General features: G+C 60.6%; 28 protein-coding genes. 18 read left to right on the plus strand and 10 right to left on the minus strand.

From position 1 onward, the window contains the following. The first annotated feature begins 1 nt into the window (after nucleotide 1). The 6 genes from B8746_RS08635 (at nucleotide 2) to B8746_RS08660 (ending at nucleotide 4,869) form a co-directional block, all read left to right on the plus strand. Nucleotides 2-727, plus strand: a complete 726-nt coding sequence (locus B8746_RS08635) for a hypothetical protein (RefSeq protein ID WP_143434563.1) — start codon at nucleotides 2-4, stop codon at nucleotides 725-727. After that, nucleotides 724-1,476: a hypothetical protein gene (locus tag B8746_RS08640; protein WP_084393293.1), complete on the plus strand. Its 753-nt coding sequence runs from the start codon at nucleotides 724-726 to the stop codon at nucleotides 1,474-1,476. The genes B8746_RS08635 and B8746_RS08640 overlap by 4 nt, the downstream gene beginning before the upstream one ends. Continuing rightward, entirely contained in the window at nucleotides 1,473-1,961 is a 489-nt protein-coding gene (locus tag B8746_RS08645) for a hypothetical protein (RefSeq protein ID WP_084393294.1), read from the plus strand. The genes B8746_RS08640 and B8746_RS08645 overlap by 4 nt, the downstream gene beginning before the upstream one ends. Nucleotides 1,962-1,965: 4 nt before the next feature. Then, a complete protein-coding gene (locus B8746_RS08650; protein WP_084393295.1) occupies nucleotides 1,966-2,748 on the plus strand; it encodes a hypothetical protein in 783 nt (260 codons plus the stop codon). Nucleotides 2,749-2,834: 86 nt separating this feature from the next. After that, nucleotides 2,835-3,362 (plus strand): hypothetical protein, encoded by a 528-nt coding sequence (locus B8746_RS08655; RefSeq protein ID WP_084393296.1) that lies wholly within the window; start codon nucleotides 2,835-2,837, stop codon nucleotides 3,360-3,362. Between the two features lie 94 nt (nucleotides 3,363-3,456). After that, nucleotides 3,457-4,869, plus strand: coding sequence for a M20/M25/M40 family metallo-hydrolase (locus B8746_RS08660; protein WP_084393297.1), 1,413 nt, complete (start codon nucleotides 3,457-3,459; stop codon nucleotides 4,867-4,869). Nucleotides 4,870-4,972: 103 nt separating this feature from the next. On the opposite strand, the gene B8746_RS08665 is transcribed toward B8746_RS08660, so the two are convergent. The 3 genes from B8746_RS08665 to B8746_RS08675 form a co-directional block, all read right to left on the minus strand. Next, on the minus strand, nucleotides 4,973-5,359 hold the full coding sequence (locus tag B8746_RS08665; RefSeq protein ID WP_084393298.1) for a hypothetical protein: 387 nt from the start codon (nucleotides 5,357-5,359) through the stop codon (nucleotides 4,973-4,975). Further along, nucleotides 5,356-7,044, minus strand: coding sequence for a S41 family peptidase (locus B8746_RS08670; protein ID WP_084393299.1), 1,689 nt, complete (start codon nucleotides 7,042-7,044; stop codon nucleotides 5,356-5,358). Before B8746_RS08670 ends, B8746_RS08665 begins: the two co-directional genes overlap by 4 nt. Before the next feature lie 114 nt (nucleotides 7,045-7,158). Then, nucleotides 7,159-7,827 carry a Crp/Fnr family transcriptional regulator gene (locus B8746_RS08675; RefSeq protein WP_084393300.1) on the minus strand — a complete coding sequence of 223 codons (669 nt, stop codon included), beginning with the start codon at nucleotides 7,825-7,827 and terminating at the stop codon, nucleotides 7,159-7,161. 216 nt (nucleotides 7,828-8,043) lie between these two features. Between B8746_RS08675 and B8746_RS08680 the strand changes: the two genes are divergently transcribed. From B8746_RS08680 to B8746_RS08695, 4 genes are all read left to right on the plus strand, one after another. Then, nucleotides 8,044-8,286, plus strand: a complete 243-nt coding sequence (locus B8746_RS08680; RefSeq protein WP_084393301.1) for a hypothetical protein — start codon at nucleotides 8,044-8,046, stop codon at nucleotides 8,284-8,286. 46 nt (nucleotides 8,287-8,332) lie between these two features. Next, the gene (locus B8746_RS08685) at nucleotides 8,333-9,115 is read left to right on the plus strand and encodes an ion transporter (RefSeq protein WP_084393302.1); all 783 of its coding nucleotides are present in this window, start codon (nucleotides 8,333-8,335) and stop codon (nucleotides 9,113-9,115) included. Next, nucleotides 9,112-10,977: a feruloyl-CoA synthase gene (locus B8746_RS08690; RefSeq protein WP_084393303.1), complete on the plus strand. Its 1,866-nt coding sequence runs from the start codon at nucleotides 9,112-9,114 to the stop codon at nucleotides 10,975-10,977. Before B8746_RS08685 ends, B8746_RS08690 begins: the two co-directional genes overlap by 4 nt. Nucleotides 10,978-11,040: 63 nt before the next feature. Then, entirely contained in the window at nucleotides 11,041-12,585 is a 1,545-nt protein-coding gene (locus B8746_RS08695) for an acetolactate synthase large subunit (RefSeq protein ID WP_084393390.1), read from the plus strand. Nucleotides 12,586-12,676: 91 nt separating this feature from the next. Here B8746_RS08695 and B8746_RS17250 read toward each other — a convergent pair whose 3' ends face one another. Continuing rightward, on the minus strand, nucleotides 12,677-13,444 hold the full coding sequence (locus B8746_RS17250; RefSeq protein ID WP_084393304.1) for a hypothetical protein: 768 nt from the start codon (nucleotides 13,442-13,444) through the stop codon (nucleotides 12,677-12,679). A gap of 158 nt (nucleotides 13,445-13,602) precedes the next feature. On the opposite strand from B8746_RS17250, the gene B8746_RS08705 reads away from it, so the two are divergent. Together B8746_RS08705 and B8746_RS08710 are read left to right on the plus strand one after the other, a co-directional pair. Further along, entirely contained in the window at nucleotides 13,603-14,691 is a 1,089-nt protein-coding gene (locus tag B8746_RS08705) for a class I SAM-dependent methyltransferase (RefSeq protein WP_084393305.1), read from the plus strand. Next, nucleotides 14,681-15,496: an SDR family NAD(P)-dependent oxidoreductase gene (locus tag B8746_RS08710; protein WP_084393306.1), complete on the plus strand. Its 816-nt coding sequence runs from the start codon at nucleotides 14,681-14,683 to the stop codon at nucleotides 15,494-15,496. Before B8746_RS08705 ends, B8746_RS08710 begins: the two co-directional genes overlap by 11 nt. A 31-nt stretch (nucleotides 15,497-15,527) precedes the next feature. Here the strand turns inward: B8746_RS08710 and hemW are convergent, their stop codons facing one another. Then, complete coding sequence (gene hemW / locus B8746_RS08715; RefSeq protein WP_084393307.1) at nucleotides 15,528-16,685, minus strand: radical SAM family heme chaperone HemW; 1,158 nt, start codon at nucleotides 16,683-16,685, stop codon at nucleotides 15,528-15,530. Then, nucleotides 16,682-17,284: an RdgB/HAM1 family non-canonical purine NTP pyrophosphatase gene (gene rdgB / locus B8746_RS08720; protein WP_084393308.1), complete on the minus strand. Its 603-nt coding sequence runs from the start codon at nucleotides 17,282-17,284 to the stop codon at nucleotides 16,682-16,684. Before rdgB ends, hemW begins: the two co-directional genes overlap by 4 nt. Nucleotides 17,285-17,423: 139 nt before the next feature. On the opposite strand from rdgB, the gene B8746_RS08725 reads away from it, so the two are divergent. The 4 genes from B8746_RS08725 (at nucleotide 17,424) to B8746_RS08740 (ending at nucleotide 19,650) form a co-directional block, all read left to right on the plus strand. Next, nucleotides 17,424-17,930: a DUF2975 domain-containing protein gene (locus B8746_RS08725; RefSeq protein ID WP_233124117.1), complete on the plus strand. Its 507-nt coding sequence runs from the start codon at nucleotides 17,424-17,426 to the stop codon at nucleotides 17,928-17,930. Between the two features lie 16 nt (nucleotides 17,931-17,946). Next, complete coding sequence (locus B8746_RS08730; RefSeq protein WP_084393310.1) at nucleotides 17,947-18,192, plus strand: helix-turn-helix domain-containing protein; 246 nt, start codon at nucleotides 17,947-17,949, stop codon at nucleotides 18,190-18,192. A 45-nt stretch (nucleotides 18,193-18,237) separates the two neighbouring features. Next, nucleotides 18,238-18,744, plus strand: a complete 507-nt coding sequence (locus tag B8746_RS08735) for a CreA family protein (protein WP_084393311.1) — start codon at nucleotides 18,238-18,240, stop codon at nucleotides 18,742-18,744. Nucleotides 18,745-18,813: 69 nt separating this feature from the next. Then, complete coding sequence (locus B8746_RS08740; protein ID WP_084393312.1) at nucleotides 18,814-19,650, plus strand: DODA-type extradiol aromatic ring-opening family dioxygenase; 837 nt, start codon at nucleotides 18,814-18,816, stop codon at nucleotides 19,648-19,650. Here B8746_RS08740 and B8746_RS08745 read toward each other — a convergent pair. The 3 genes from B8746_RS08745 to B8746_RS08755 are packed head-to-tail and all read right to left on the minus strand — an operon-like array spanning nucleotide 19,616 to nucleotide 22,600. Continuing rightward, nucleotides 19,616-20,443: a hypothetical protein gene (locus tag B8746_RS08745; protein WP_143434564.1), complete on the minus strand. Its 828-nt coding sequence runs from the start codon at nucleotides 20,441-20,443 to the stop codon at nucleotides 19,616-19,618. The genes B8746_RS08740 and B8746_RS08745 overlap by 35 nt on opposite strands. Before the next feature lie 44 nt (nucleotides 20,444-20,487). Continuing rightward, entirely contained in the window at nucleotides 20,488-21,213 is a 726-nt protein-coding gene (gene rph / locus B8746_RS08750; protein WP_095380857.1) for a ribonuclease PH, read from the minus strand. Next, on the minus strand, nucleotides 21,206-22,600 hold the full coding sequence (locus B8746_RS08755) for an MFS transporter (protein WP_158084575.1): 1,395 nt from the start codon (nucleotides 22,598-22,600) through the stop codon (nucleotides 21,206-21,208). The genes rph and B8746_RS08755 overlap by 8 nt, the downstream gene beginning before the upstream one ends. A 98-nt stretch (nucleotides 22,601-22,698) precedes the next feature. Here B8746_RS08755 and hrcA point away from each other — a divergent pair, with 98 nt between their 5' ends. Beyond that, on the plus strand, nucleotides 22,699-23,796 hold the full coding sequence (gene hrcA, locus B8746_RS08760; protein ID WP_084393315.1) for a heat-inducible transcriptional repressor HrcA: 1,098 nt from the start codon (nucleotides 22,699-22,701) through the stop codon (nucleotides 23,794-23,796). Then, the gene (locus B8746_RS08765) at nucleotides 23,793-24,392 is read left to right on the plus strand and encodes a nucleotide exchange factor GrpE (protein ID WP_084393316.1); all 600 of its coding nucleotides are present in this window, start codon (nucleotides 23,793-23,795) and stop codon (nucleotides 24,390-24,392) included. The genes hrcA and B8746_RS08765 overlap by 4 nt, the downstream gene beginning before the upstream one ends. Nucleotides 24,393-24,437: 45 nt before the next feature. Here B8746_RS08765 and B8746_RS08770 read toward each other — a convergent pair whose 3' ends face one another. Next, complete coding sequence (locus B8746_RS08770; RefSeq protein ID WP_084393317.1) at nucleotides 24,438-24,716, minus strand: DUF2061 domain-containing protein; 279 nt, start codon at nucleotides 24,714-24,716, stop codon at nucleotides 24,438-24,440. Between the last annotated feature and the right edge of the window lie 104 nt (nucleotides 24,717-24,820).

Genomic DNA, 24,820 nt, shown 5'->3' on the forward strand with positions numbered 1-24,820 from the left:
GGTGACTGTCGCCATCGAGACGCTGATTGTTGTGATGGGTGTCTTCATTGGTCTGCAGGTCAATAACTGGAACGACACGCGCATGGATCGGTCCGTGGAGCGCGCGACCCTGATCCGGCTGTACGAAGATATCGAGGAAAGCATCGCAGGCCAGCGCCGCGACATTGGATTTCTCGAGCAGCAGCTGGCCGACCAGGCTGTGGTTTTGAAGGCGCTGGATGATTGCGCCGTTGCGCCGAAAGATAGCATGACAGTGCAACGCGGTATTGCCACACTTGGCTGGCTGAACCCGCCACGGCTTTATCGACGCACGATCGATGAATTGATTTCATCTGGCCGCACGGACATGATCGAGAACAGCGAAATTGTGGACGCGCTCGCGCGCATTGTTTCGATCGTCGAATGGCGGGAAGCGTGGTTTTCGTCAACGATCGATACATTGGAGCATCACAGTCAGTTCGTTGAAAGCAAAACGCGATACGACATGACTCGAACGATCAGCAATCCGTTCGTTCCCAATCACAGAGGGGGCGTTGATTACGATATTGACGTGCTCTGCGCCGATGCCAGCGTCGCGAACGCTGTTTCCTCAATCAGCTATCGGACGGCTGAGCGCCTTGAAGCCTATCGGCCTATTTTGGATGCCTATACGGCTTTTCTTCCGCTTCTAGCAACAGAGCTGAAAGACCGGTGGCGTATCGATATCGTCTCGGACGTAGCGCCATGATCCTCCGACGCCTCGCCACTTCCATCCGCAAGCAGGACTGGTTCACCGTCGCCACCGAGACGCTGATTGTCGTGTTTGGTGTCTTCATCGGTCTGGAGGTCAATAACTGGAACCAGGCGCGAGCCGACGGGGTAGCCTATGACGAGGCCCTCATTCGCTTCGACGCAGAGATCGACAGGAACGTTGCCGAGCTCGAGCGCGTCATTGCTGACCTCGCCATAGACCTTCCTCGTGCCGAGGCGGCGATTGAGACTCTTCAGGCCTGTAGCGATACCGAGGGCGCGAAGGCGCTGATCGATGAAGCGCTGTCGTCGGCGCGCGGAACAGCGAGCATACGGCTGCGACGCGCCTCTCTTGATGCTCTGACAAGCGACCCGGTCCTGCTGTCGCAGCAGACCAGCGAGGAGCGCCAGCGCTTTTCGGATCTCGCCTTCATGTTCGACCTTTACGAGGTCGAGGCGAGCTGGGCGGAGTTTCACCCGCTCGACATTCCCATTGAGAACGTGCCCGTGCTCGGTATCGGCACGCCGCTGCCGCCGCGCGAGACCGAATATGCAGGGCGAATTTATCAATGGAACAAGAGCTATCCGCTGGTCCTTTCAGCGCCGCTCACCGAGGCCTGCAAGCAGGGTGAGCTGATCAAGGCCCTGTTCTCGTGGCATCGCTGGCAGAACAATCTGACTCCGCTTTCAGTGGGCGTGCTGGAAGAGCTCGATGCGACGAAAACATTGCTGGAGGAGAGATCATGACCCTCGAACAAGCCGCCCTTATTGCGCAGATTGTCGGTGTGGTAGTCGTCGCCGCGACCCTCATCTATCTTGCCATGCAGGTGCATCAGGGCGCGCAACAGATGCGCTCCGAAGGCCGGCAGGCGCAGCTCACCTATGACCAGACCGGCGTCTACAAATTCGTCGATTTTCCGGAGCTGGGCCGCATCTTCTCGCAGGCCGAAACGCCGAGTTTCGAGGAAAAGACCAAGCTTTTCTTCTGGATGATCGGGCAGATGCGGGCGCGAGAATATGAGTGGCTGCAATATCAGAATGGCGCCATCACGAAGGAGTCATGGGAGACGTATCAGGGCGTCATCTATTTCGTTCTTGGTACGCCGCGCGGCCGGGCGCTCTGGCAGCTTTGCCGGGGCTATTTCAACACCGGCTTCGCCGACATGGTGGATGGGATGGTACGCGACGTGCCCCCCATCGATCTATGGGATCAATTGCAGGCTGTGGAGTGACCGGATGATCCTTCGAAGCCTCGCCACTGCGCTGCGCAAGCAGGACTGGTTCACAGTTGTGATCGAAACGCTGATTGTCGTGTTCGGTGTTTTTCTCGGCATTCAGCTGGGCAACTGGAATGAGGCCCGCGAAACGCAGGAGCGGGCAAAGGATTTCAGCGAGCGGCTGATCGCCGATCTTCGCTATGAGGCATGGGCCTATGATTACCTGATCGAATACAACAAGGATGTTCGCTCGGCAGCGCGAGCCGCACTCGATTCCATTTCCGGCGCCGCCCCGCTGTCCGACGAGCAGTTCGTGATCAATGCCTACAGGGCCACACAGTACAAATACAATGATCGCGGGCGCGCGACTTATGATGAGCTGATTTCGACAGGTGAGATTGGTCTGATCGAGGATGACACGCTTCGAACCACGGCGATTACGTTGTTCACGACCACGTTGCTGGATGTCATCGCCGAAGAGGGCCGCAACGCACCGATCCGGGAAATCTTCAGGCGCAAGGTGCCGGCCAAGGTGCAGGCAGCGGTTCTGCGCGAGTGTGGCGACAGGTTTGTGCCGACAGGCGATGTTGACGCGATCCGCGGGTCGCTCGCCTATGATTGCACCCTGTCAGTTCCGGAAGCTGATATCGCCGCTGCGGCGACTCTGTTACGCAGCGATGAGGGCCTTGTCGAAGCGCTGCAAATCCGATTTGCAGACCTCGAAACGGCGATCACCGACCTTGAACACGTCAATGCAGAGATGGTGGCCGACCTGCGCGATATCGCAGATCGCGAAGATTAGGCGGCTTGCAGCGATTGTGCTGATTTCAAATTTATTCGTCTTGGCGTAAAATTGCCAACGCGCAGGCGTGCGCCGGAGCTCAGACAATGTCGCTGAACGAGGTCTATCTGGTCTCGCAGATTGTTGCAGCAGCGGCGGTTATTCCGTCCCTGATCGCGCTGATCATTTCCGTCCGCCAGAATACCCGCGCGCAGAAAACCGCTTCGGTCCAGTCGATCACGTCGGCGATTGCCGCGATCAATATTCCCGGCAGTGAGTCCCCGGCGCTCGGCGATGCCCTGCAGGTTGCCACACGTGACTGGGAAGAAGCCAGCCGGGACCAACGCATCCTCGCCCACTATTTCCTGTTCAGTTTCTTCAAGCTTTGCGAGCAGGCCTGGTACCAGCATGAATCGGGTGCGCTGGATGAAAGCCAGTGGGCCGGATGGGAAAATTCGATCCTGCGCTTCTATCACAGTCCCGGCGTGAAGGAGGGGTGGTGGCCGCACCGGCGCGGCGCCTATTCGCCAGCCTTCCAGGAATTTCTTGCCCTGAGCACGCCGCCATCCTCGCTCGGCCTGTTCACCATGTTTGGGGAGCGCGAAGAGGCGTCCCCGCTGCAGGCGGTCTCCTGAGGGCTGGCGGCCGGTCGCCCGAATTTAAAGGCTGACAAGCCGGTCACAATCGCTAGGGTCCCTGCAATACAGACCCGAAAAGAGAGGATAAAGGATGATCAGGAAGCTGCTGCTCGCCACGACGCTCTGTTGCTGCGCGACTGCGCCCGGCATGACCGCGCAGGAGCGCGCCCCGCATGAGCTTGAAGCGCGCGAAATCTATTCGGACATTGTCTCGATCCGCTCGGCGCGCGGGCAGGAGAAGATGCCCGAAATGGTCGACTATCTCGTCGCTGTCCTCAAGGAGGCCGGCTTCGAGGAGGATGATTTCGAGATCACCGATTACGACAATAAGGGAGAGGCGACGCAGGGCCTGATCGTCTGGTACCGCGCGGAAAATCCAAGTGAGGACCCGATCGTCCTTCTTGCCCACATGGATGTGGTCGATGCGCTGGCCGAGGACTGGGTGCGCCCGCCCTTCGAGCTGATCGAGGAAGAAGGCTATTTCTTCGGGCGCGGCACGGCTGACAACAAGTATGGCGTCACGCAGCTCGTCTCCACCTTCATCCGTCTCAAGGAAGAGGGATTTGAGCCGACGCGCGACCTTGTCATGGTGCTGTCGGGCGATGAAGAGACCGGCATGGTCTCGACGCGCGGCCAGGCGAAATATGTCGATGAGGTCGTGAAGCCGGCCTTCGTGCTGAACGCTGATGCTGGCGGTCTTGCGCTCGGCGATGATGGTGAACCGCTCTATTATGGTGTGCAGGGCGCAGAGAAGACCTATGCGACCTTCGAGCTGACGGTGACCAATCCGGGCGGGCATTCATCGACGCCGCGCAAGGACAATGCGATCTATGAACTTGCCGATGCGCTGAAGGCGATCCAGGCCTATGAATTCCCGGTAATGTCGAGCGAGCTGACGCGGGCCTCCCTGCGCTCGAGTGGGCGACAGCGGCTCGACGGCCTCGGCAAGGCGATGCGGGATTTTGCCGATGACCCGACTGATGAGGATGCGATTGCGGTGCTGCGCGCCAATCCGGCGACAGTCGGCACAATCGGAACGACCTGCGTTGCGACCATGCTGCGCGGCGGCCATGCCGAAAACGCGCTGCCACAGTCGGCAACGGCGACCGTGAACTGCCGCATCTTCCCGGGTGTCGGCATCGAGGCGACAGAAGAAACGCTGAAACAGGTGGTCGCGAATGAGGATGTGAAATTCAAGCTGATCTCCGATCTCGTCGAAAGCCCGGAATCAGTGCTGCGCGAGGATGTGATGGCGGCGCTAGAGACCGCTCTTGCGGCCCGCGGGGCTGATGTGCCGATCCTGCCGCACATGTCATCAGGTGGCACGGACGGCATGCACTACCGCAATCTCGGCTATGACACGGTCGGCATTTCGGGCGCTGCCGCAAAGCAGAACGACACGTTTGCCCACGGACTGAATGAGCGTCTGCCGGTGAAGAGCTTCTATGACGGGCTCGATCATTTCTATATCGTGATCAAGGAGCTTGCCTCGCCGGAGGCCTGATCCTGGCGAGCAGGCAGGTGCTTGCCGAGCCAGGCAGCGATACCATTCGGTGTCCGGCTTTGGGTGCCTGCCTGTTCCTGTGTCGCTTGGGACGGGTCCCGGCCTAGATTGCGGACGCTTGTGCTCGGGGTGCGGCGACGCAATTGACGTCGGACAGCCTGTACTTCTCCCCCGTCTCGCGGCGGACCACGAAGCAGTGGCGGCCATCGGTGACGATATCGAAGGGTATCGGAATGGACGGGCTGCTGGTTTCCAGCGGTCCGAGACTGGGCGGCAGGACGGTCAGGCTGGTTTCTTCTGTGAGGTCACCGGCACCGAGGCGGATGTCATTGCGGCCCATAGCTTCGGCGAGCACGGATTTCACCCGCGACAGGGTTGTGTCATCCGAACGGGTCAGCGTGGCCGGTTCGCTGGTCTGCGCGGTTGTGCAGGCCGTTACCAGGTTCAGCGTCGCGATCGCGGAGAGGATGAGCTTGATCGGGTTCTTCATTGTGAGCGGCCACGGTAATCGCCCGGCATGGAAAGGTCCATATTATTCTCGAGTACGTCCGGTTCCGGCAGTTCGAGCCGTGCGCCGAGCGTCTCATCGGGCGCTGAGGCCGTGCCCTTCTCGCCGGATGGGTCAGCGCTCGCGCCCGGAGGCAGCGCGGGGCAGGTGCCATCGCTACGATATTGCAGCGCGGCGGCGAGGAGCGCTTCGCTGGTGTCGCCGAGCTGGTTCTGGAAGTCATCCCTGACGACACACCCCGGGGTTTCGACACCGAAGGCGAAAGATGAATTCGCCGGGACGAAGCCGTCGGCAAAGTCACCGAAGTTCTTGTCGTTCACGCCCTGGAACTGGATCGTGTAATAGGTCTGGCCGCAATTGTCCTGTGGGTAGAAGCCATATGGCTTGCCGCAGGTGATGTCGCCGATGAGGACCACTTCGACATCGATGCCGCGCAGGCCATTGATCACCGCCTCGCTCGCGCTGCATGTGCTGCCGGTGGAGAGAATGTAGACGCGGCCAAGATCCAGCGTCGGCAAGCTGGCGCCATTGGTGAGGCTGAAGCCGAGACCGGTGCGGTAAAAGGGAATGGGGCTATTCACCTCCCCTGTGACCGGGTTGATATTGCCAGCAGCCGCATTGAAGCGCAGCAATTCGAAGGTGCGATTACTGGTGCGGGAATTGCCGGCGATCATGTAGGAGAGCTGGCTGGCCACGGCGAGAAGGCCGCCGCCATTGTAGCGCAGGTCGAGAACGAGGTCGGTGACGCCAGCCGTCGCAAGGGTCTGCATCGCATCGGCAATCTGCTTTTCCGACGAGAACGGGCTGAATGTGTTGAAGACGATATAGCCGACATCCCCTGTCGCGGTTGGAATGACCGAAGTGCGGATGACGGGCTGGCGCGATATATTGGCGGCAGACAGGGTGACCGTCCGCGTCGCCGAGGTGCCCGGGTCGGACACGGTAAAGGTGTGACTCTCGCCGACCGTGTCCGGAAAGAGGGCCGCATTGATCTGGTTGACCGCAGCTTGCGAGGCGGCATTGACGATGTCGATGCCGTCCACACTCAGAAGCCTGGTGCCGCGAATGAGGTTCTGCTGGCCGGAGACGATCTCGGCTGCCGGCGAGCCGGGCTCGACATAGCGGATGCGGACATCACGCGGCGGTGTGGCGGCGAGGATGGCATAGCTCGCGCCATAGGCTGGCGATGGCGCAGAGTTGCGCGCCGCAAGATAGTCCTCGGTGGGTTCACTGAAATGGAAATCGTCCTTGGCCTCGCCTGATGCGGTGACGGCGCTGGTCTTGAGATCGTCGAAATAGGGGACGCGGGCGGTGTAATTGTCCGGGTCTAGATCGGGCACTTCAGTCCGCCACAGATAGGTCTCGTCGGTCCATGAGCGCAGCCAGAGAAGCTCTTCCAGCAGCGAGCCTGCCTCATCGGGAAATGGATTACCCTCAATGTCGACGCCGGTTCGCGGGGTCTCGCACTGATCCTTGAAGAGGCTTGCATCCTCATACACGCCCGGCGTGTAGGTCGGACCTGAACCGCCGGATGGCGGGGGTGAAGGGGGAGGGGGTGGAGCGGGCGGTGCGCTGCTTCCGCCACCGCCACCTCCGCCGCCCCCGCAGGCGGCAAGGCCGAAAAGAATGGCTGACGCCAGAATGGCGGACGGACGGTTCATCGGCATGTATGTATTTCCCTGACGCTCCAGGTTGAAACAGGAGCCACAGAGGCGCGCAGAGCGCAAGCCGGAGCGACACGCGGTGAGCAGGGCCGGGGAGAGGGAGGGCAGGCAGAAGCCTCAGCTACGCTTGGCGCATTGGCGAAGCTTGTCGAGATTCAGCACTCTGATGAAACGATAGCCGAGCTCGATAATACCCTGCTCTTCAAGCTTCTTGAGTGTCTGGTTCACGGTCACCTTGGAGATTCCGAGGATGACGGAGAAGTCAGACTGCGTGAAGGGAAGGGAGGTTTCCGGTTTCCGGCCTCGCGACAGAATAACCAGCATCTTCGCGATACGCTGCGCGGAGGGGAGCCGGCGCGCATCATCATAGACTTCGAGGAGCAGGGCGTTCTTGCTGCTGGTCACCTGGAAACAGGCTTTCAGGATTTCGGGGAATTCCTCGACGATTTTGCGGAACTGTTCGAAGTGAACGGCCATGATGACGGTTGGGCCAATCGCCTGGGCAGAGAGTTTGCGCGGCTGACACTCATAATAGACGAACTCCCCATAGTGGTGCCCCTGGCCAAGCTCTACCATCTGGAGAAACCCGTCCGCTTCGGTGAGCGTGCCGAACGCGACGGCGCCGGATTCCACCCAGTTCATATGTTCTGTGGTTTCGCCTTGTACGTGAATTATGTCCCCGTCCTTGTAATTGCGGGAGGTCGCCGCCTCCTTCAACGCGGCAGCCGCGTCTGCGTGCAGCAGGTCAAACAGGGCGGGAATGCTGAAGTCGAAGATTCGGGACACGATGCTGGAATGTTTAAATAATTAGTCTTCGGAATCATAGCGCGAATGTATAATTTAGCAGTAGATAAAATAAATGCGCGTCTGATTTCCAGCTGCAACCGGCAGCGGGAGGCGTCGGAACGGTTAATCAGCGGGAATCGGAGCTCAGGCTGATTCATCGTGAGGAGATGGACCGTTCCGGATGCTGGTACGATCTGAACCGCATGAAAGGGAGTTATGGAGCAACAATTAAAGGCCAGAACCGAGTTGCAGAGCATTGCGGTCGACCTTTACAAGTCTTCGACCAATCGCAAGCTATCCTCGGTCGAGATGACCGCCGTTCCACGAAAGGGCGAAATCGTCTGGATCGAAAGCCGGCGCGTCGCAATGATGGTTGAAGACGTGATCTGGAATGCCGAGAACAATTCCGTGCAGGTCTATCTCGCGCCGGACAGAAACCGGCTCGACCGTTCGGACTGACGGCTAATCCATTGATCTTGAAAGGGTGTCGTGGGACACCCTCGCCATGAGTGATCGCGCGGGCCTGAATCGCCAGCTGTTCTGGCTGTATGAGGGGACGGGGAAAGGCCCGTTCGTCTTCCGCTGGGCTCTGCTGATCTTCGATATCCTCACCATCGGATATTTTCTGTGGGCGCCCTTCGACCAGCGTGAACGGTCTCATTATGCCGTCGATTACGTCATCGGCATCGTTATCCTGTTCGACCTTGTGGCGCGATTTTACATCGCCCGTCACAAGCACCGCTTCTTCCTGAAGTGGATCAACTGGGCTGACCTTGTTGTTGTGGTCACCATGTTCGCACCGCTGCTGGTCTCCAACTTTGCCTTCCTGCGTATCCTGCGGGCGGTGCGGGCCGTGCGTGCCTTCACCTTCATCCGCCGCGTGAAAGGCATCACGCCGTATTTCCAGCGCTATGAACGCATCATCGACAAGGTCACCAACCTCGTCGTCTTCGTGTTCATCATGGCGGCGATTGTCTATGCCACGCAAGTCGGCCGCAATGATGACATTCGCACCTATCTGGACTCCCTCTATTTCGCGATCTCCAGCCTGACGACGACAGGTTATGGCGATATCATCATGGACAACCAGCTTGGCCGCCTGCTGGCCATCATGATCATGGTGCTGGGCCTGTCGCTGTTCCTGCAGCTCTTGCGTGCCCTGATCGAGCCGGATCAAAAGGTGGATTGCGAGTGCGAAACATGCGGACTGGTGCGGCATGACCGGGACGCCATTCACTGCAAGCATTGCGGTTCGCCGATCAAGATCAAGACCGAAGGCCTTACATGAGTTCAGACATTCCGTTTCGCGACATTCCCTACCTGCCGCAGAAGCTAGACGTTACCTATCGCGATGACGGTTCCATCCTGCTGCGCAACGGCCATCCGCTTCGGCCCTACCCGCCGCACATGCTCGCGCCTGTCGTTTATTGGGCCGCCGCCCGCCCGGACCAGGTCTTCCTCGCCCAGCGGGACCCGGATGATCCGTCGAAGCCGGGCTGGAAGACGCTGACTTATAGGGAGGCGCTGCGGAAGATCCGCGCGCTGGCGCAGGGCTTCCTTGATGCCGGTGCCGGACAGGACAGGCCGGTGATGATCCTGTCGCGGAATGCGATCGAGAACGCGCTCGTCATGTATGCTGCCATGTGGGCGGGCAGCCCGGTCGTGCCCGTAACGCCGGCCTATGCGACGCTGAGCCAGGATTTCGCACGCCTCAATTATATCGACGCGCTGACCGAGCCCGCCTTTATCTATGTCGAGGATGGCGAGGAATATCAGCGCGGGCTTGATGGCATGAACGTCGGTGACCGGCTCGTTCTCTACCGCAAGAATGCGCCGAGCGGTGTGAATGCGAAGTCGCTCGATGAATTTGCAGCCGAGCCAACAAGCTTTGTCGACCTTGCCTATGACCGGATCAGCAGTGAGAGCATTGCCAAATACATGCTGACCTCAGGCTCCACGGGTGAGCCAAAAGCGGTGATCAACACGCATGGGAATATCGCCTCCATGGTGAAGAAGATCCGCTCGGTCTGGGATGTGGAGAAGCTGGAGGCCATGGCCGGTGGGCCGCAGGTGATGATCAGCTTCCTGCCGTGGAGCCACACCTATGGGGCCAATTCCATCCTGCATTCGATGCTGGACTGGGGCGGCACGCTCTACATTGACTGGGGCGCGCCGACGCCCGCGCGGCTGCCCGAGATGTTGCGTAACCTGAAGGAGGTGGCGCCAACACAACATACCACCGTGCCGGCGGCCTGGGCGGCCATTGCAACAGAGCTGGAACAGGACAGGACGCTCGCGGAAAAATTCTTCTCGCGCATCATGGTCATGGCCTATGGCGGCGCGGCGCTCGGCCAGGACATCTATGAGCGTATCCAGAAGGTCGCCGTCGAGGTGACGGGCGAGCGGATCAGCCTGTCGGCTGGCTATGGCGCGACCGAGACATCGCCCACCATCTCCAATGTTCATTGGCCAAGTGACACGATGGGCCTTCTCGGTCTTCCCTTGCCGGGCGCCGAGATGAAGATGGTGCCCGTGGGTGAGAAGATGGAACTGCGTGTGCGCGGGCCGGGGATCACGCAGGGTTATCTGAAGAACCCTGAAAAGACGGCCGAAGTGTTTGATGATGAAGGCTATTACTGTCTCGGTGACGCGGTGAAGTTCAAGAACCCGGACGACCCGAATGAAGGCCTCGCTTTTGATGGCCGGATCGCCGAGGAGTTCAAGCTTTCCAACGGCACATGGGTGTCCGCAGGGACAGTGCGCGTGAAGGCAGTCGAGGCGGTGGATGGTGCGCTGTCGGATGTCGTGGTGTGCGGGCTCAACCGCGAGGAGATTGCGCTGCTCGGCTTTCTCAATGAGAGCTGGTGCCGCCGCAAGACCGGGCGGAATGTGCCGCTGGAAGAACTTGCAACCGATGAGCAGGTGAGGACCGCGGTGAAGGACGGCCTGCTCGACTATAATCGCAAGCATCCGAATGCGGCGGCGCGCGTGGCGCGTATCCTGTTGCAGAAGGACATGCCGAAAGCCGATGCCGGTGAAATCACCGAGAAGGGCTATATCAATCAGGGCAAGGTGCAGGCGCTACGGGCAGGCGACGTCGAGCGGCTGTTCGCGAAACAGCCTGACGCCGAGATTATCGAGATCAAATAGGGCGGCGCTATGCCGTCTGTACAGGGAGCAAATTCTGACATGGCTGACACCGAGACAACGACCATGACTGGCGCTGACGCGCTCGTTTCAACACTGGCCGACAATGGGGTGACGGCGTGTTTCGCCAATCCGGGCACGTCGGAAATGCACCTTGTCACCGCGCTCGACCGGGAGACGCGGATCAAGTCTGTGCTCTGCCTGTTTGAAGGTGTCGCGACCGGTGCTGCCGATGGCTATGCGCGGATTGCCGGGACGCCGGCGATGACACTGCTGCACCTCGGTGCGGGTTACCTCAATGGCGGCGCGAACATCCATAATGCCAAGCGTGCGCACACGCCGATGATCAATGTGATCGGCGATCATGCCGTGCCGCACCGCCGCTATGATGCGCCGCTCAATTCCGACATTATGGGCCTGGCCGGACCGAATTCGATCTGGATCAAGTCGGCTGACAGCGTTGAGGTAACGGGCAAGCTCGCAGCCGAAGCCTATGCGGCGAGCTTCGGGCCTGAGCCGGGGCCGGTTTCGCTCATCCTGCCCGCTGACTCTGCCTGGACTGAGGGCGGAAAGAAGGGCGGCAAGACGAGTGTGCCGGCACTGCGCCAGACGCCGAAGGCCGCGATTGATGCGGCTGTTGAGGCGGTTGGCAAGGCAAAGTCGCCGCTTATCCTGATCAATGGGACGGCGCTGACGGAAGCGGGCCTTGCGCAGGCTGCACGCCTCAAGGCGGCGGGTATTCGCGTCATGACCGACACGTTCTACTGGAAGATGCGGCGCGGGGCGGGCGTGTTCACGCCGGACCGGATGCAGTATTTTGCCGAAGGCGCTATGGCAGACCTTGAGGGCGCTGACCTGATGCTCGTTGCGGGCACCTCGCTGCCAGCGGCGTTCTTCGCCTATCCCGGCAAGCCGAGCCTGCTCGTGCCGGAGGGTTGCGAGACGCTGAACCTGGGCGGGCATGACACCGATAGCGCGACCACGCTGGAAATTCTTGCTGATGCGCTCGGCGCGAAGGAGGCGGCCGCGCCAGCTGCGCTGAAAAAGCCGGACGCGCCGAAGGGTGAACTCAATGCGGCCAGCGTCGGGGCAAGTGTTGCGCGGCACATGCCGGAGAATGCCATTGTCTCCGATGATGGCGTGTCGAACAGCCTGCCAGTCTTCCTGTCGACGCAGGGGGCCGAGCCGCATGACTGGATGATGCTGACGGGCGGGGCGATCGGGCAGGGCCTGCCGCTGGCGCTCGGCGCGTCGGTGGCGGCTCCGGACCGGAAAGTGATCGCGCTGTCGGGTGATGGCGCGGGCATGTACACCAATCAGGCGCTGTGGAGCATGGTTCGCGAAGGCTGCGACGTGACGACCATCGTGTTCGTCAATCACACCTATCGTATCCTGAATATCGAGCTTCATCGCACAGGCGCTGGCAATCCGGGGCCGACGGCGAAGGACATGCTGGCGATTGGCGAACCGGACATCGACTGGGTGAGCCTGGCGCAGAGCATGGGCGTGCCAGCCACGGCTGCGACGACGGCTGAAGAGTTTGATGCGGCGTTTGAAGAGGCGATGAAGCAGAAGGGACCGAGGCTGATCGCAGCGCTTGTGCCGGGGTGATCGGTGGGGATCAGCAAAAAGGGCCGCGATTGCTCGCGGCCCTCTGCCGTAGGCTCGGGGGAGCCCGGACTAACCGTCCCTGGTTAAGCTGTCAGTCGACGAATTCCCAGCGGTCGCCGCCGACATTACAGGCGGTGGCAGGTTCGCTGACGCGCTGGCCGTTCACATAGCGGTCGCGATAGACAGTGCGGCATTCGCCGCTGTCATAGCTCTGCGTATAGCCTGCATTATAGCCGGTCGTGGTCGCGCCATAATGAGGGTCGTACCGGGAGCCGTAGAGCTCTTCATTGCCGTAGCCGTCATAACCGTAATCGGTTGAGCCATAGGTGGCCTGCTGGCGATTGTTGTAGCCATATGGCTGGCTGCCATACTGGCTGCCATAGACCTGGCGGGGCTGCTGCGGCGGGGCGTTATAGACCTGACGCGGCTCCTGATTGCAATTAGTGGCGCTGCCGCCAATTGCACTGCCGGCAACACCGCCGACAATCGCGCCGATGACGGCACCGGCGACCTGGTCGCCATTACCCTTGTGTCGATGATGGCCGCGTCCGCGATATCCATAGCCGTAGCCCCGGTCCCAGCCACGTGAATAGCGGTGGCCGCGATGACGGTGGCGATCATCATCATCGTCTGCGATCGCTGCGCCGATCAGGCCGCCAGCGACGGCGCCAAGCAGGCCGCCTGCCGTCTGGTTTGACCGCCTCGCCGCTTCACAGCCGGAATTGTGGTAGGTCGGCTGCTGATAGCCGTAATCGTCGTAGCCATTATAGCCATTGTAGCCATAGCCCTGGGCACTGGCAGGCAGCGCCATGGCGAGCGCGGCGACACTTCCAACAAAACCCACTTTCAAACTGGACATGAATTCTCCTTTCAGCACGGGGCTACAAAGGCCCGCATGTCGTCGAGTGCCACCATAGCAAACCAAACTGAACGGAGGCTGAAGGGAAAAGTCAATTAATTTCAGTATATTATACGGCGGACTGGACGTTGTTTGAACACTGCCCCATCTTTTGGGGCATGGGATTGTTCGATGACGCTCAGAAAACGGCGGGCCGGGCGCGCTATACCGCCGCGCAAGGCATCCGCTCTGCCTGGTATGGCGCGCAATATGCCATCGCCAAGCGCCGCTCGGCGGGCTTCAACCGGCCTGGCGAGCCGGCTTTCAAGCCGACCAATCCGGTTGATACGAAGGAATTGCGCGCAAGCTATTTCAGACTGTTCGCGAAGGACCGCGCCAATATCGAGGCCGGGCTCTATCCCGCACCGGAGGATTTCCGCCTGGTCGACCTGCCAAAAGCGGTGAAGCGGGCGCGGCATTTCATGGAAGATGTGGAAGATGTCGACCGGAGGCGCGTGGCGCGTGACGGTGCCGAGGTGCGGGACCGGCTGGACGGCCATAATCGCTATCCGGCCTATTACCGCCAGAACTTCCATTATCAGACAGATGGCTGGCTCTCCGATGAGAGCGCCAAGCTTTATGATCACCAGGTCGAGGCGCTGTTTACCGGCTCTGCCGATGCGATGCGGCGGGCGGCGCTCGCCGAGATTGCACGGGAGCTGAAAGGCCGCGACCAGCGCGAGGTGCGCCTCATGGACCTTGCCTGCGGAACGGGCCGCTTCCTGCGCGAGACGATGCGGGCTTTCCCCCGGCTTCAGGCGAGTGGGCTCGACCTCTCACCGAACTATGCAGAGCGCGCGCGGATGCAGGTCGCGCCTTGGCCGCAGGTCGATATCATCGAGGGGCTGGCGGAGGCGTTGCCTCTGGAGGATGCGTCGCTGGATGTCGTTGTCTCGATCTACCTTTTTCATGAGCTGCCCGAAAAAGCGCGCCGGGATGTGATGGCAGAGGTGTCGCGCGTGCTGAAGCCGGGCGGGGTGTTCATCATCGCCGACAGTCTTCAGTTCAAGGACAATGAGAAGCTGGACGGTATTCTCGAATACTTCCCCGAAGGCTTTCATGAGCCGTATTACAAAGCCTATCTCGGCTGGGATTTTGCCGCCCCGATGCAGGAGGCGGGATTTGCACTGGAGCGAACGGAAATTGCCTTCCTCACCAAGGTGAATGTCTGGCGCAAGCATGCGGGAGGAGCTGGAGATGGCGAATAACAGGCTGGCATTGATCACGGGCGCATCTGCAGGTCTCGGCGCCGAGTTTGCTCGCCAATATGCGGCGAAAGGCTGGGATGTGGCACTGACCGCACGGCGGCTCGACCGGCTGGATGCGCTCGCGCGGGAGCTTGAGGAAAAGCACAAGATCGCCACAATCACGATCTCGCAGGACCTGGCGCTGGTGAAGGGCGTGGACACGATCCTGCGCGAGCTGAAAGAGGCGGGCCGGTATGTCGACGCGCTGGTCAACAATGCCGGCTACGGCCTTCCCGGCACCTTTTTCGATACGAGCTGGAAAGATCAGGCGGCATTTATCCGTGTGCTGTACACCGCGCCGATCGAGCTTGTGCACAAGGTGCTGCCGGGCATGGTGGAGCGCAAATTCGGTCGGATCATCAATGTCGCCTCGCTTGCCGGCTATGCGCCGGGGGCCAGTGGCCACACGCTATATGGCAGCGTGAAGGCCGGTCTCATCAAGTTTTCCGAAAGCGTGCATGCCGAGGCCCAGGCGGCTGGACACAACATTCACTGCACGGCGCTCTGTCCGGGTTTCACTCGTACCGAGTTCCACGATGCCAATGGGACACGGGAGGCGGCTGATCAGTCGCCGGACTGGATCTGGATGAAGGCCGGGCCGGTTGTCGAGGCGGGGATCGAGGCGGTCACGAAGGGCCAGCCGGTTGTCGTTCCGGGTGCCGTCAACAAGGGGCTCGCGACGCTGACGAAGCTGGTGCCGGAGCCGCTCGGCCGGGCTGTGATGAAGCAGCAGTCAAAGCGCTTCTGGATGAAAGACGGGGATTAAGCAGCGTCCCGACCGTGCACCCTGCGAAGGTTCAGGGCGATAGCTCCGCGGCGATACGGTCTGCGAGCAGTCTCCCTTCGGCGGTCAGGGCGACGTTGGTGCCTGTTTGCCTGATCAGACCGTTTGTTTTCAGGGTTGCGAGTGTTTCCGGATCGGTGCGCGCGTCGATGAGGGCCTCAATGCGGGACAGGTCGAAACCCTCGGCAGGGCGCAGGCCGAGTGCGAGCAGCTCGCGGGCCGTGTCGAGGCTGGACAGAGGCTCAGGTGACAGGCCTGTATCGACCGAGGCGATGTATTCGGCCGGCTTCAGAGCGGCGTGCGTGGCAACGCGTTGTCCGTCGACGGTCAGCCGCCCATGGGCGCCGGGGCCAAGGCCGATCCAGTCGCCGCCGCGCCAATAGGTGAGATTGTGCTGTGACTGGGTTCCGGATGAGCGGGCATGGTTCGAGACCTCATAGGCGGGCAGGCCGTGCGCCTCCGCGACCTCTTGCGTCAGCTCATAAAGGTCTGCCTGGTCATCGTCTTCCATCGGGATGAGCTCTCCGCGAGCGGCGCGTTTACCGAAGGCGGTGCGTTCCTCGATGGTCAGTTCATAGAGCGAGAGGTGCGGCGCACCGAGAGAGAGGGCATCGGTGAGTTCAGCCTTCCAGCTCTCGGCGGACTGGCCAGGGCGGGCATAGATGAGGTCAAGCGTGACATTGTCGAATGTGGTCAGCGCCGCGTCTGCGGCAAGGCGGGCATTGGCGGCATCATGGTCGCGTCCAAGGAAGGCAAGGGCCGCATCGTCCAGCGACTGCAGGCCGACCGAGAGGCGGTTCACGCCGGCAGCGGACCAGGCTTCGAGGTCGGCAGCAAGGACATCATTCGGATTGGCCTCCAGCGTGATTTCCACGTCAGGCGCAAGTCCGAAGCTGCGCTCGGCCAGTTCGATGAGAAGTGCAATGTCACCAGCGCCGAGCAGGGATGGGGTCCCGCCGCCAAAATAGACAGAGCCAAGCTGCGGGTGATCGGGCAGGGCTTCAGCATGCCGGGCGAGGTCGCGCGATATGGCTTCGACAAGCGAGCGACTGTCCCGCCCCTTTGCGGTGTAGACGTTGAAGTCGCAATAGGGGCAGATCTTCGAACAATAGGGCCAGTGGACGTAGAGCCCGAAGCCGTAATCCGGTCCGAAGGGCAGGGGCGTGCTCATGGCAGCAGGGCGGCTTTGAGCTTGCGGAAGGCGTCGGCGCGGTGGCTCATCGCATGCTTCTTCGCCGGGTCCATCTCGCCGAAGGTCTCTGTCTCGCCCTTGACAACGAAAACCGGGTCATAGCCAAAACCCCGGTCGCCGCGCGGTGGCCAGACGAGCGTGCCATCCACTGTCCCTTCGAAGACCGCCTCTTGGCCATCGGGCCAGACGACAGCGAGGGTGGAGACGAACCGGGCTGAGCGGTCGGTGGCCTGCATGTCCTGCAGCAGGTCTTCCACCTTCTTCATGGCGACGTAGAAATCACGCGGTTCGCCAGCCCAGATGGCAGTGTGGACGCCGGGCATCCCACCAAGCGCCGTAACTTCCAGGCCGCTATCGTCGGAGAGGGCTGGGGCGCCCGTCGCCTTGCAGGCCGCCCGGGCCTTGATGAGGGCATTGCCCGCAAAGGTGAGTTCCGTTTCGTCCGGCTCCGGAAGATCAAGATCAATGGCGGAGACAACCTCCATGCCGACAGGCTCGAACAAGTCCTTGAGCTCCCTCACTTTTCCCTTGTTATGGGTTGCGGCAACCAGTCGGCCTTTTCCAAGTGTGCGAGTCATGACTGAATGTGGCTCCGGTATTGCTTTATTGATGAATAGTATTATCGTTTAACGGTAAATTACCGGTTTTGTGCTAGAGAGACCGGCTTCGTACCCAAGGATTGACCGAACGTATATGAGTGTCCGCCAGCAAAACTCCATGGCAGCTGTCCTGTCCATGCTGATGCAAGTGATCATCTGGGTCGCTGTTGTCGCCGGCATTATCGCGTTTCTCCTCATCGGTGCCGGCCTGATCGGCAGCCTGAATGGCGGCGCTGTGAAGGTGCCCGGCATGGAGACCTATGTCGAGGATGTAAAGCCTGGCCAGTTTGTCGCCGGACTTGCCGGTCTCGTCGTCTTCGCGCCCGGCATCATCTATGTCTGTATGCAGCTGAAGGCGATCCTGAGTACGCTGGCTGAGGGCGATCCGTTCGTGCCGGAAAACGGCCCGCGCCTGACGCGCATCGCTGTCGCGATCGGCGCTGTGGAACTGGCCCGGTACGTAACTGTTATTCTGCTCAATGCATTTGTGGACCTTGGCTCCGACCAGCCCGTGCGGCTGAGCATAAACCTTGCAGCATGGGCTGCTGTGGTAGCGCTTTTCATCCTGGCGCAGGTCTTCCGAGAAGGAAGCCGGCTGCGTGAGGAAGAGAAGATGACGATTTAGGAGGCCGAGAACAGATATGGCCATTCGTGTAACTCTCGACCGTGTTCTTCTGGAGCGCCGCATGTCGCTGACCGAGCTCTCCGACCGTGTCGGCGTGACGCTCGCCAACCTTTCAATCCTGAAAACGGGCAAGGCCAAGGCCGTCCGCTTCTCGACGCTGGAATCGCTCTGCCGCGAACTCAATTGCCAGCCGGGCGACATTCTGGTGTTTGACGAGGAAGAAGACGGCACCGCGGCGAAAGGCGATGAAGAGGCGGCGTAGGCCTTCTGCGCGGAACCTTCCAGCGATGGTGGAGGTTCATTTCTCATGACAATCGGAAAATTTGCACTGGCGCTGCTTGGCGCTGCCATGATCGCGTCCGCCTGCACGGGCAGCGACCGCGAAGCCGGCGAGTTCAAGAATGACTGGCTGGGCAATGAGATCAAGATCGACCGGCTGGCCGATCCGAAGGTGCAGGGCATCACCTGCCACATTGCCTATTTCGACCGGGGCGTCTGGGACCGGATTGGAAAGGGCAACTGGTTCGAGGACCCGTCCAACTCTTCCATCTCATGCCTGAAAACCGGGCCGGTTGTGATCGGGAAAATCGACCTTGACCGTTCGGGTGAAGAGGTCTGGGACCGGGGCCGCTCGCTGATCTTCAAGCAGCTGGCGGTGCGCCGCATCTATGACCCGAACAGCGACACGATGATGTATGTTTCCTTCTCAAGAAAGCCGGTGGACGGCTCAGCCAAGATGAGCCTGTCGACAGTCTCGCTCTATGATGGCGATGTGACCTGGGCCGGGCGGGAGCGGCCCGACCCGCGCGACTAGACATGCTGGAATAAGTGTCATGCTGGCGGGCGTGTTGTGAGCGGCTGCTGAAATCGCCAACTTTCGCAGATGACACAGCAACCCAGCCTCTTCATCTCGCACGGTGCGCCGACGCTTGTGCTCGATGCGTCTCCGGCGCGTGATTTTCTCGAACGACTGGGCACGCAATTAGAGCGGCCGAAGGCCATCCTGATCATTTCCGCCCATTTCGATGCGCGCAATCCGACGCTGACATCAGGTGCGGCGCCCCGGACCATTCATGATTTTGGCGGCTTCGGCCCGGAGATGCATGCGATGCAGTATCCAGCGCCGGGCGATCCGGAGCTGGCCGAGCGGGCGGCCGCGATGCTGCGGGCGAGCGGCCTTGATGCGGTGACGGACGGTGAGCGCGGGCTCGATCATGGCGCCTGGGTGCCGCTGAAGCTTGCCTATCCGGAGGCCGATATTCCGGTCGTGCAGCTCTCGATCAGCATGAACCAGTCGCCGGAATGGCATTACCGGCTGGGGCAGGCGATTGCGCCGCTGCGCGATGAGGGCGTCCTGATCATCGGCTCAGGCGGGACGACGCACAATCTGCGAGCCTTCTTCACCGGCAGCTACAAGATCGATTCAGACGCGCCTGAATGGGTGACGCTGTTTTCCGAATGGGTCGCAGAAAAGGTCGCCGCGAACGATCGCGGCGCGCTAATTGAGGCTGTCGAGCAGGGTCCGATGGCGCGGCAGAACCATCCAAGCATGGACCACATCCTGCCCTTCTTTGTTGCGCTCGGCGCTGGCGGGGAGGGGGCTGGCGAACGTCTGCACCAGAGCACGACATATGGCGTGCTGGCGATGGACGCTTACCGGTTTGGCGGTGAGGTTGCGGCTCAACTTAGTTCGCTCGATTATGGTCTTCCGAAAGACTGAACCCGTACGAGTTGGGCTTGTTTTTGAGCGGCAAATATCGGTCCATAACATAGTTGAATGTCAATAATCTCCGGGTGCCAAAGCAGTCTCTATACTGGACCACGCCTCTAAAGATCAATTCCGCCGTACCATTGAGAATCGCGATCTTTTGTTGATGGTGGAGTTGAAAATGAAAGCTTGGAAACACGCTCTCGCCGCTCGGCAGATAGAGTTTTTGCGAGCGAGCTATCGTTTTCTCTGACGGGATGTGTTCTTCGTCCACCAGCCTTACGAATGCGCGTCTGGTGAATTGGACATCATGGGCTGGTGTCCTCCCTGTGTTGCGAAGTTCGAATTTCAGAATGCATTCGCTGGTCCTATCAGACAAAAAATTTAGGACTTCGATCTGTCGTACGAAAACGTATGCTCTGGACTGTCGCTCGCCGATTTTGCGGTTTGTGTTCTCCGATTCCCATGCGGCATCAGTGGTATCTCTCGCTTCGACAAGCATTTGGTATGTGGCACGCAAAGTCCAGCCAATGAGAAGTACTCCCAAAGCCGACACCGCCAACATCCATGTTGCGGTTGAGGCCATGGACTGTTGCGCTTCGAGATTTTGCTGAGCTCGCTGTGTATCAGACAGGCTTGAGGCTGCTATGCTGCTAGCGTCTGCCGAATCAGCGGTTGCTGCGGCTAGATAGCCATAGAAGTACCCGAGACCGCCAAACACAATTGCGGCGACCAACATCCACCAAAGAGTTGGAAAGAACTCATCTGGTCGCTTCGGGCGATTATGTTTTCGTTGTCCCACCATTCGCAATCATAGGTAAACTCGATTGGCTAGACGCAGCAATAGGTCTAGCCGATTGCCTTCCTCTGCGCTTCGAACAGCTCGGTGCAGCCCTTTTCCGCGAGTTCCAGCAGGCGCTCGACTTCGGGCCGGGTCATTGGGCGTTCTTCGCCGGTGCCCTGGATTTCGATGAAGCCGCCGTCGGAGCTCATGACGACATTCATGTCGCCTTCGCCGCCGGAGTCTTCGGGGTAGTCGAGGTCGAGGACGGGGTGGTCCTTGAAGAGGCCCACCGAAACGGCGGCGGCCTGTTTCTGGATGGGGTCTTTCTGGATGATACCTTCTTCGCGAAGATATTTCATGGCGAGGGCCATGGCCACGAAACCGCCCGTGATGGAGGCTGTACGCGTACCGCCATCGGCCTGGATGACGTCGCAGTCGATGGTGAGCTGGTTTTCGCCGAGGGCAGAGAGATCCACGACAGAGCGGAGCGAGCGGCCGATAAGGCGCTGGATTTCCTGCGTGCGCCCGGATTGCTTGCCAGCGGCAGCTTCGCGCCGGCCGCGTGTGTGCGTGGCGCGGGGCAGCATGCCGTATTCGCCAGTGACCCAGCCCTTGCCCTGTCCGCGCAGCCATGGCGGGACATTGTCCTGCCAGCTGGCGGTGCAAAGGACGTGTGTGTGGCCGAACTTGGCGAGGCAGGAGCCTTCGGCATAGCGGGTCACATTGGTCTCAAGCACGATATCGCGAAGCTGGTCAGCGGCGCGGCCGGACGGACGGATAAGGTCAGTCATGGAAATCTCCTTCTTTCACCGGGGGGTGAAGCGATTCCAGCGTGGCTTGTCCACCCGCATTGATGGCCGCAGCTGCTTTGGCCTGTTCCGTGCGCGTGATCGGATAGGTCCAGATCAGGAGCGCGGCGAGGGCATAGGAGACGACGGGCACCCCGACGAAGACCAGCATCAGCCCCTGGACCGTTTCAGGTGAATTGTCGGTGGCCGGATTGAAGCCGACCAGCAGGCCGAGCAGCAGGTAGGGGATGCCGATGGCAAAGCTCGCGCCTGTCTTGTAGGCGCCCGACATCAGAGAATAGAACAGGCCGGCTCGGTTCTGCCCGCCCTTGGCCTCTTCGGTTTCGACAAGGTCTGCCATCATGGAACGGGCGAGGATGAAGGGTGAGCCATATCCGAGGCCGGAGACGATTGCGACGGCCAGGATTGGGATGAAGCCGCCGCCGCTCATGGAGAGCGGGAGATAGGCGATATAGGTGAGCGCCGACCAGAGGCAGACATATCTCATCGCGATGTGCTTCTCGGTGCGTCTGGAAATCCATACCCAGACCGGCATGGCGGCAAAGCCGGCCACGAAGTGGGCGAGCAGGACGAGCGATGCCTCGTCGCGCGCGACGCCGAATCCCCACTGGGCGGCGAACAGGAAGGTGCCGGCTGTGCCCGCAATGGCGATGCCGACGAAGATTTCGGTGGCCAGCAGCCGCCACAGGGTCTGCTGGCGAAGGGCCGCCAGGATGGCTTGAGGGTGGAAGCTGGCTTTTGGCTCGTCTGATTTTGGCTTGGGGTCGGGAACAAGCCACACCGCCGCGCCGATGGTCAGCGGCAGGGCGATGATCAGGAACCACCCCATGAGTGACACCTGATGCGAGAAGCTGACATCTCCTGCCTGGGACATGATGGCCGGCAGGGCGAGCATGATCAGCATGGTCGAGATAGTGAACAGTTCGCGCCACATGAACAGGCGGGAGCGCTCGTCATAGGTCCTGGCGATGGAAGGCGCCCAGGCCTGGTGCGGCGTCACCACCATAGTCGTGCCGATGTAGAAGATGAACAGGATGATCCCGAGCATCAGCGGCGAGACCGGCGGGTCGCCCGGATTGTAGAGGAACCAGACCGTGGGTAGCAGGATCGGCACGGCGATCAGCAGCCAGTGGCGCACCCGGCCAAAGCGGGACGGCTTGGTGTCCACCAGCCAGCCCATCACCGGATCGGAGAACAGGTCCCAGAAGCGCAGGAACATGAAGATCAGTCCTACAAGCGCCGTGCCCATGCCCATTTCTTCGGCATAGAATGGAGCGATGTAGACCGCCATGGGCAGACCAACGGCGCCGAAGGGAATCCCGACGGAGCCGTATGCGATGACTTGCTTCAGGGGCAGTTTTGCTGGCACGGTTGTCATGCTGGCCAGACAAGCTGATTTGGGCGCGTCGTCCAAGCAAAAACGCCCTATTGAAACTGCTGATTGCAATTCATATTGATTCCCGCGAGATGAGCGACAGAAACATTCCATCCGGCCTCCTGCAAAGCCTCGATGAACGCTCGCGGCAGATCTTCCGCGAGATTGTCGAAACCTATCTGCAGACAGGTGAACCGGTAGGGTCGCGCACTTTGTCAAAGAGCGGCATTGGCCTGTCGCCAGCCTCGATCCGCAATGTGATGTCGGACCTGACTGATCTTGGCCTGCTCGACAGCCCGCACATATCGGCCGGCCGCATGCCGACCCATGTCGGTCTGCGCCTGTTCGTCGACGGCTTCCTGGAAATGGGTGAGCCAACAGAGGCGGATCGCGCCGAGATCGAGGACCGGTTGCGGGCTAATGGGCGCGACATGCAGGGCGTGCTGAAAGAGGCGTCCTCGCTTCTATCCGGTCTTGCGGGCGGAGCAGGACTGGTGTCATCGCCGACGCGAGAGCGGCCTGTGCGCCACGTCGAGTTCGTGCCGCTGGCGACCGGCGAGGCGTTGTGCATCCTCGTTGACGAGGCGGGCGACGTGGAGAACCGCCTGGTGAAAATCCCGCCCGGCCTTCCAGCAACGACGCTGATAGAGGCTGGCAATTACCTTGCGGCGCGCATGAAGGGCCGCACGCTGCGCGAAGCCGCGCAGGCCGTGCGCGAGGAGATCAGCGAGCGGCGGGCACAACTGGATCAGGCCGCTACCAGCCTTGTCGAGCAGGGACTCGCCGAATGGGGCGGGGAAGTGCCGGGCGAGGAACGCGCGCTGATCGTTCATGGACGCGCCAATCTGCTGGCCGACACGCAGGCGGCTGAGGACATGGAGCAGGTCCGTCAGCTGTTCGACATTCTCGAGCGCCAGCAGAGCATGCTGGACGTGCTGGATTCGACCCGGGAAGCCGAAGGTGTGCGGCTTTTCATCGGTTCGGAGAACAGGCTTTTTCCGTTGTCGGGTTCAAGCCTGATTGTTGCTCCCTATATGAACGCGTCAAGACAGGTTATAGGCGCGCTCGGCGTGATTGGTCCGACCCGTCTCAACTATGCCCGCGTGATCCCGATGGTGGATTATACCGCGCGCATGGTGGGACAGATCCTCGGCGAGCGGCAAAACAGTTGGAAGAGTGAACGAGAATGAGTGAAGACCGGAAGAGACCGCCAGAAGCTGTAGAAACCGAAACCCTGGATGCCGGATCGCCGGAGTCCGAAGTGCTGGAAGAGGCGGCGGTTGCGGACAATGGCGAACCGACGCCTGAAACGCGCATCGCCGAGCTTGAAGGCGAGATTCTCGGGCTGAAGGACCAGGTGCTGCGCACGCTTGCCGAGGCCGACAATGTGCGCAAGCGCGCGGCCAAGGAAGTCGCCGATGCCCGCGTTTACGCTGTCGAGAAGTTCGCCGCTGACCTGCTCAATGTGTCTGACAATCTCGCCCGCGCGCTCGGCGCGCTGCCGGATGAGGAACGAGAAGTGCTGACCGAAGCGGGCAAGAATTTGCTCGGCGGTATCGAGATGACGCAGAAGGAGCTGCACACCGTGCTGGCACGCCATGGCGTGACGGCGATCGATGCAGCGCCCGGCGCGACGTTCGATCCGAATATGCATCAGGCCGTCAGCCAGATCCCGTCCGATCAGCCCTCCGGAACCATCGCCGAGACGTTCCAGTCAGGCTGGAAGATCGGTGAGCGCACACTGCGCGCTGCGATGGTTGCCGTCAGCGCGGGCAAGCCGAGCTAGTCTTGAGGCGGTCAAACCTGTCCGTACGGTCTGATCGAGATCTGGTCAGGCCGTATTGGGCAGGTGCGTGCTTTCGAAGGTTTCGCTGATCCGCGTCATAGTTGTCTCACAAGCGTGTATGGATGCCACCGGCACCAACTTGCCCGGCAGCCACCTCTCCCAGATGCGTTCATGGATGGAATAGGCGACGGTCTGCACCAGGGGCTCGATCATGCCGATGCCAAGGGCAATGGCGAGATTGCCTGTGAGCGCATAGGCGACCGTGATCGCCACTGCGAGGTGCATCAGGCTATAGGTCAGGGTCTTGATCAGGGCGCGGGGCATTTTGTTCCTCAGTCGTGCGGGGATCAGACTAATTGAGTGAGACGCATTAGCAATTCAATAGTTGTTGTGTAAAACATAGAAAAAGTCGATAGGTTGGGGAGACT

Origin of the sequence: Henriciella pelagia, assembly GCF_002088945.1 — a bacterium.
GTDB lineage: Bacteria > Pseudomonadota > Alphaproteobacteria > Caulobacterales > Hyphomonadaceae > Henriciella > Henriciella pelagia.

Excerpts from the sequence above, each read along its gene's own strand:
- B8746_RS08640 (WP_084393293.1), top strand. The coding sequence starts at position 724 with ATGATCCTCCGACGCCTCGCCACTTCCATCCGCAAGCAGGACTGGTTC.
- B8746_RS08645 (WP_084393294.1), top strand. The coding sequence starts at position 1,473 with ATGACCCTCGAACAAGCCGCCCTTATTGCGCAGATTGTCGGTGTGGTA.
- B8746_RS08650 (WP_084393295.1), top strand. The coding sequence starts at position 1,966 with ATGATCCTTCGAAGCCTCGCCACTGCGCTGCGCAAGCAGGACTGGTTC.
- B8746_RS08655 (WP_084393296.1), top strand. The coding sequence starts at position 2,835 with ATGTCGCTGAACGAGGTCTATCTGGTCTCGCAGATTGTTGCAGCAGCG.
- B8746_RS08660 (WP_084393297.1), top strand. The coding sequence starts at position 3,457 with ATGATCAGGAAGCTGCTGCTCGCCACGACGCTCTGTTGCTGCGCGACT.
- B8746_RS08665 (WP_084393298.1), bottom strand. The coding sequence starts at position 5,359 with ATGAAGAACCCGATCAAGCTCATCCTCTCCGCGATCGCGACGCTGAAC.
- B8746_RS08670 (WP_084393299.1), bottom strand. The coding sequence starts at position 7,044 with ATGCCGATGAACCGTCCGTCCGCCATTCTGGCGTCAGCCATTCTTTTC.
- B8746_RS08680 (WP_084393301.1), top strand. The coding sequence starts at position 8,044 with ATGGAGCAACAATTAAAGGCCAGAACCGAGTTGCAGAGCATTGCGGTC.
- B8746_RS08685 (WP_084393302.1), top strand. The coding sequence starts at position 8,333 with ATGAGTGATCGCGCGGGCCTGAATCGCCAGCTGTTCTGGCTGTATGAG.
- B8746_RS08690 (WP_084393303.1), top strand. The coding sequence starts at position 9,112 with ATGAGTTCAGACATTCCGTTTCGCGACATTCCCTACCTGCCGCAGAAG.
- B8746_RS08695 (WP_084393390.1), top strand. The coding sequence starts at position 11,041 with ATGACTGGCGCTGACGCGCTCGTTTCAACACTGGCCGACAATGGGGTG.
- B8746_RS17250 (WP_084393304.1), bottom strand. The coding sequence starts at position 13,444 with ATGTCCAGTTTGAAAGTGGGTTTTGTTGGAAGTGTCGCCGCGCTCGCC.
- B8746_RS08705 (WP_084393305.1), top strand. The coding sequence starts at position 13,603 with ATGGGATTGTTCGATGACGCTCAGAAAACGGCGGGCCGGGCGCGCTAT.
- B8746_RS08710 (WP_084393306.1), top strand. The coding sequence starts at position 14,681 with ATGGCGAATAACAGGCTGGCATTGATCACGGGCGCATCTGCAGGTCTC.
- hemW (WP_084393307.1), bottom strand. The coding sequence starts at position 16,685 with ATGAGCACGCCCCTGCCCTTCGGACCGGATTACGGCTTCGGGCTCTAC.
- rdgB (WP_084393308.1), bottom strand. The coding sequence starts at position 17,284 with ATGACTCGCACACTTGGAAAAGGCCGACTGGTTGCCGCAACCCATAAC.
- B8746_RS08725 (WP_233124117.1), top strand. The coding sequence starts at position 17,424 with ATGGCAGCTGTCCTGTCCATGCTGATGCAAGTGATCATCTGGGTCGCT.
- B8746_RS08730 (WP_084393310.1), top strand. The coding sequence starts at position 17,947 with ATGGCCATTCGTGTAACTCTCGACCGTGTTCTTCTGGAGCGCCGCATG.
- B8746_RS08735 (WP_084393311.1), top strand. The coding sequence starts at position 18,238 with ATGACAATCGGAAAATTTGCACTGGCGCTGCTTGGCGCTGCCATGATC.
- B8746_RS08740 (WP_084393312.1), top strand. The coding sequence starts at position 18,814 with ATGACACAGCAACCCAGCCTCTTCATCTCGCACGGTGCGCCGACGCTT.
- B8746_RS08745 (WP_143434564.1), bottom strand. The coding sequence starts at position 20,443 with ATGGTGGGACAACGAAAACATAATCGCCCGAAGCGACCAGATGAGTTC.
- rph (WP_095380857.1), bottom strand. The coding sequence starts at position 21,213 with ATGACTGACCTTATCCGTCCGTCCGGCCGCGCCGCTGACCAGCTTCGC.
- hrcA (WP_084393315.1), top strand. The coding sequence starts at position 22,699 with ATGAGCGACAGAAACATTCCATCCGGCCTCCTGCAAAGCCTCGATGAA.
- B8746_RS08765 (WP_084393316.1), top strand. The coding sequence starts at position 23,793 with ATGAGTGAAGACCGGAAGAGACCGCCAGAAGCTGTAGAAACCGAAACC.
- B8746_RS08770 (WP_084393317.1), bottom strand. The coding sequence starts at position 24,716 with ATGCCCCGCGCCCTGATCAAGACCCTGACCTATAGCCTGATGCACCTC.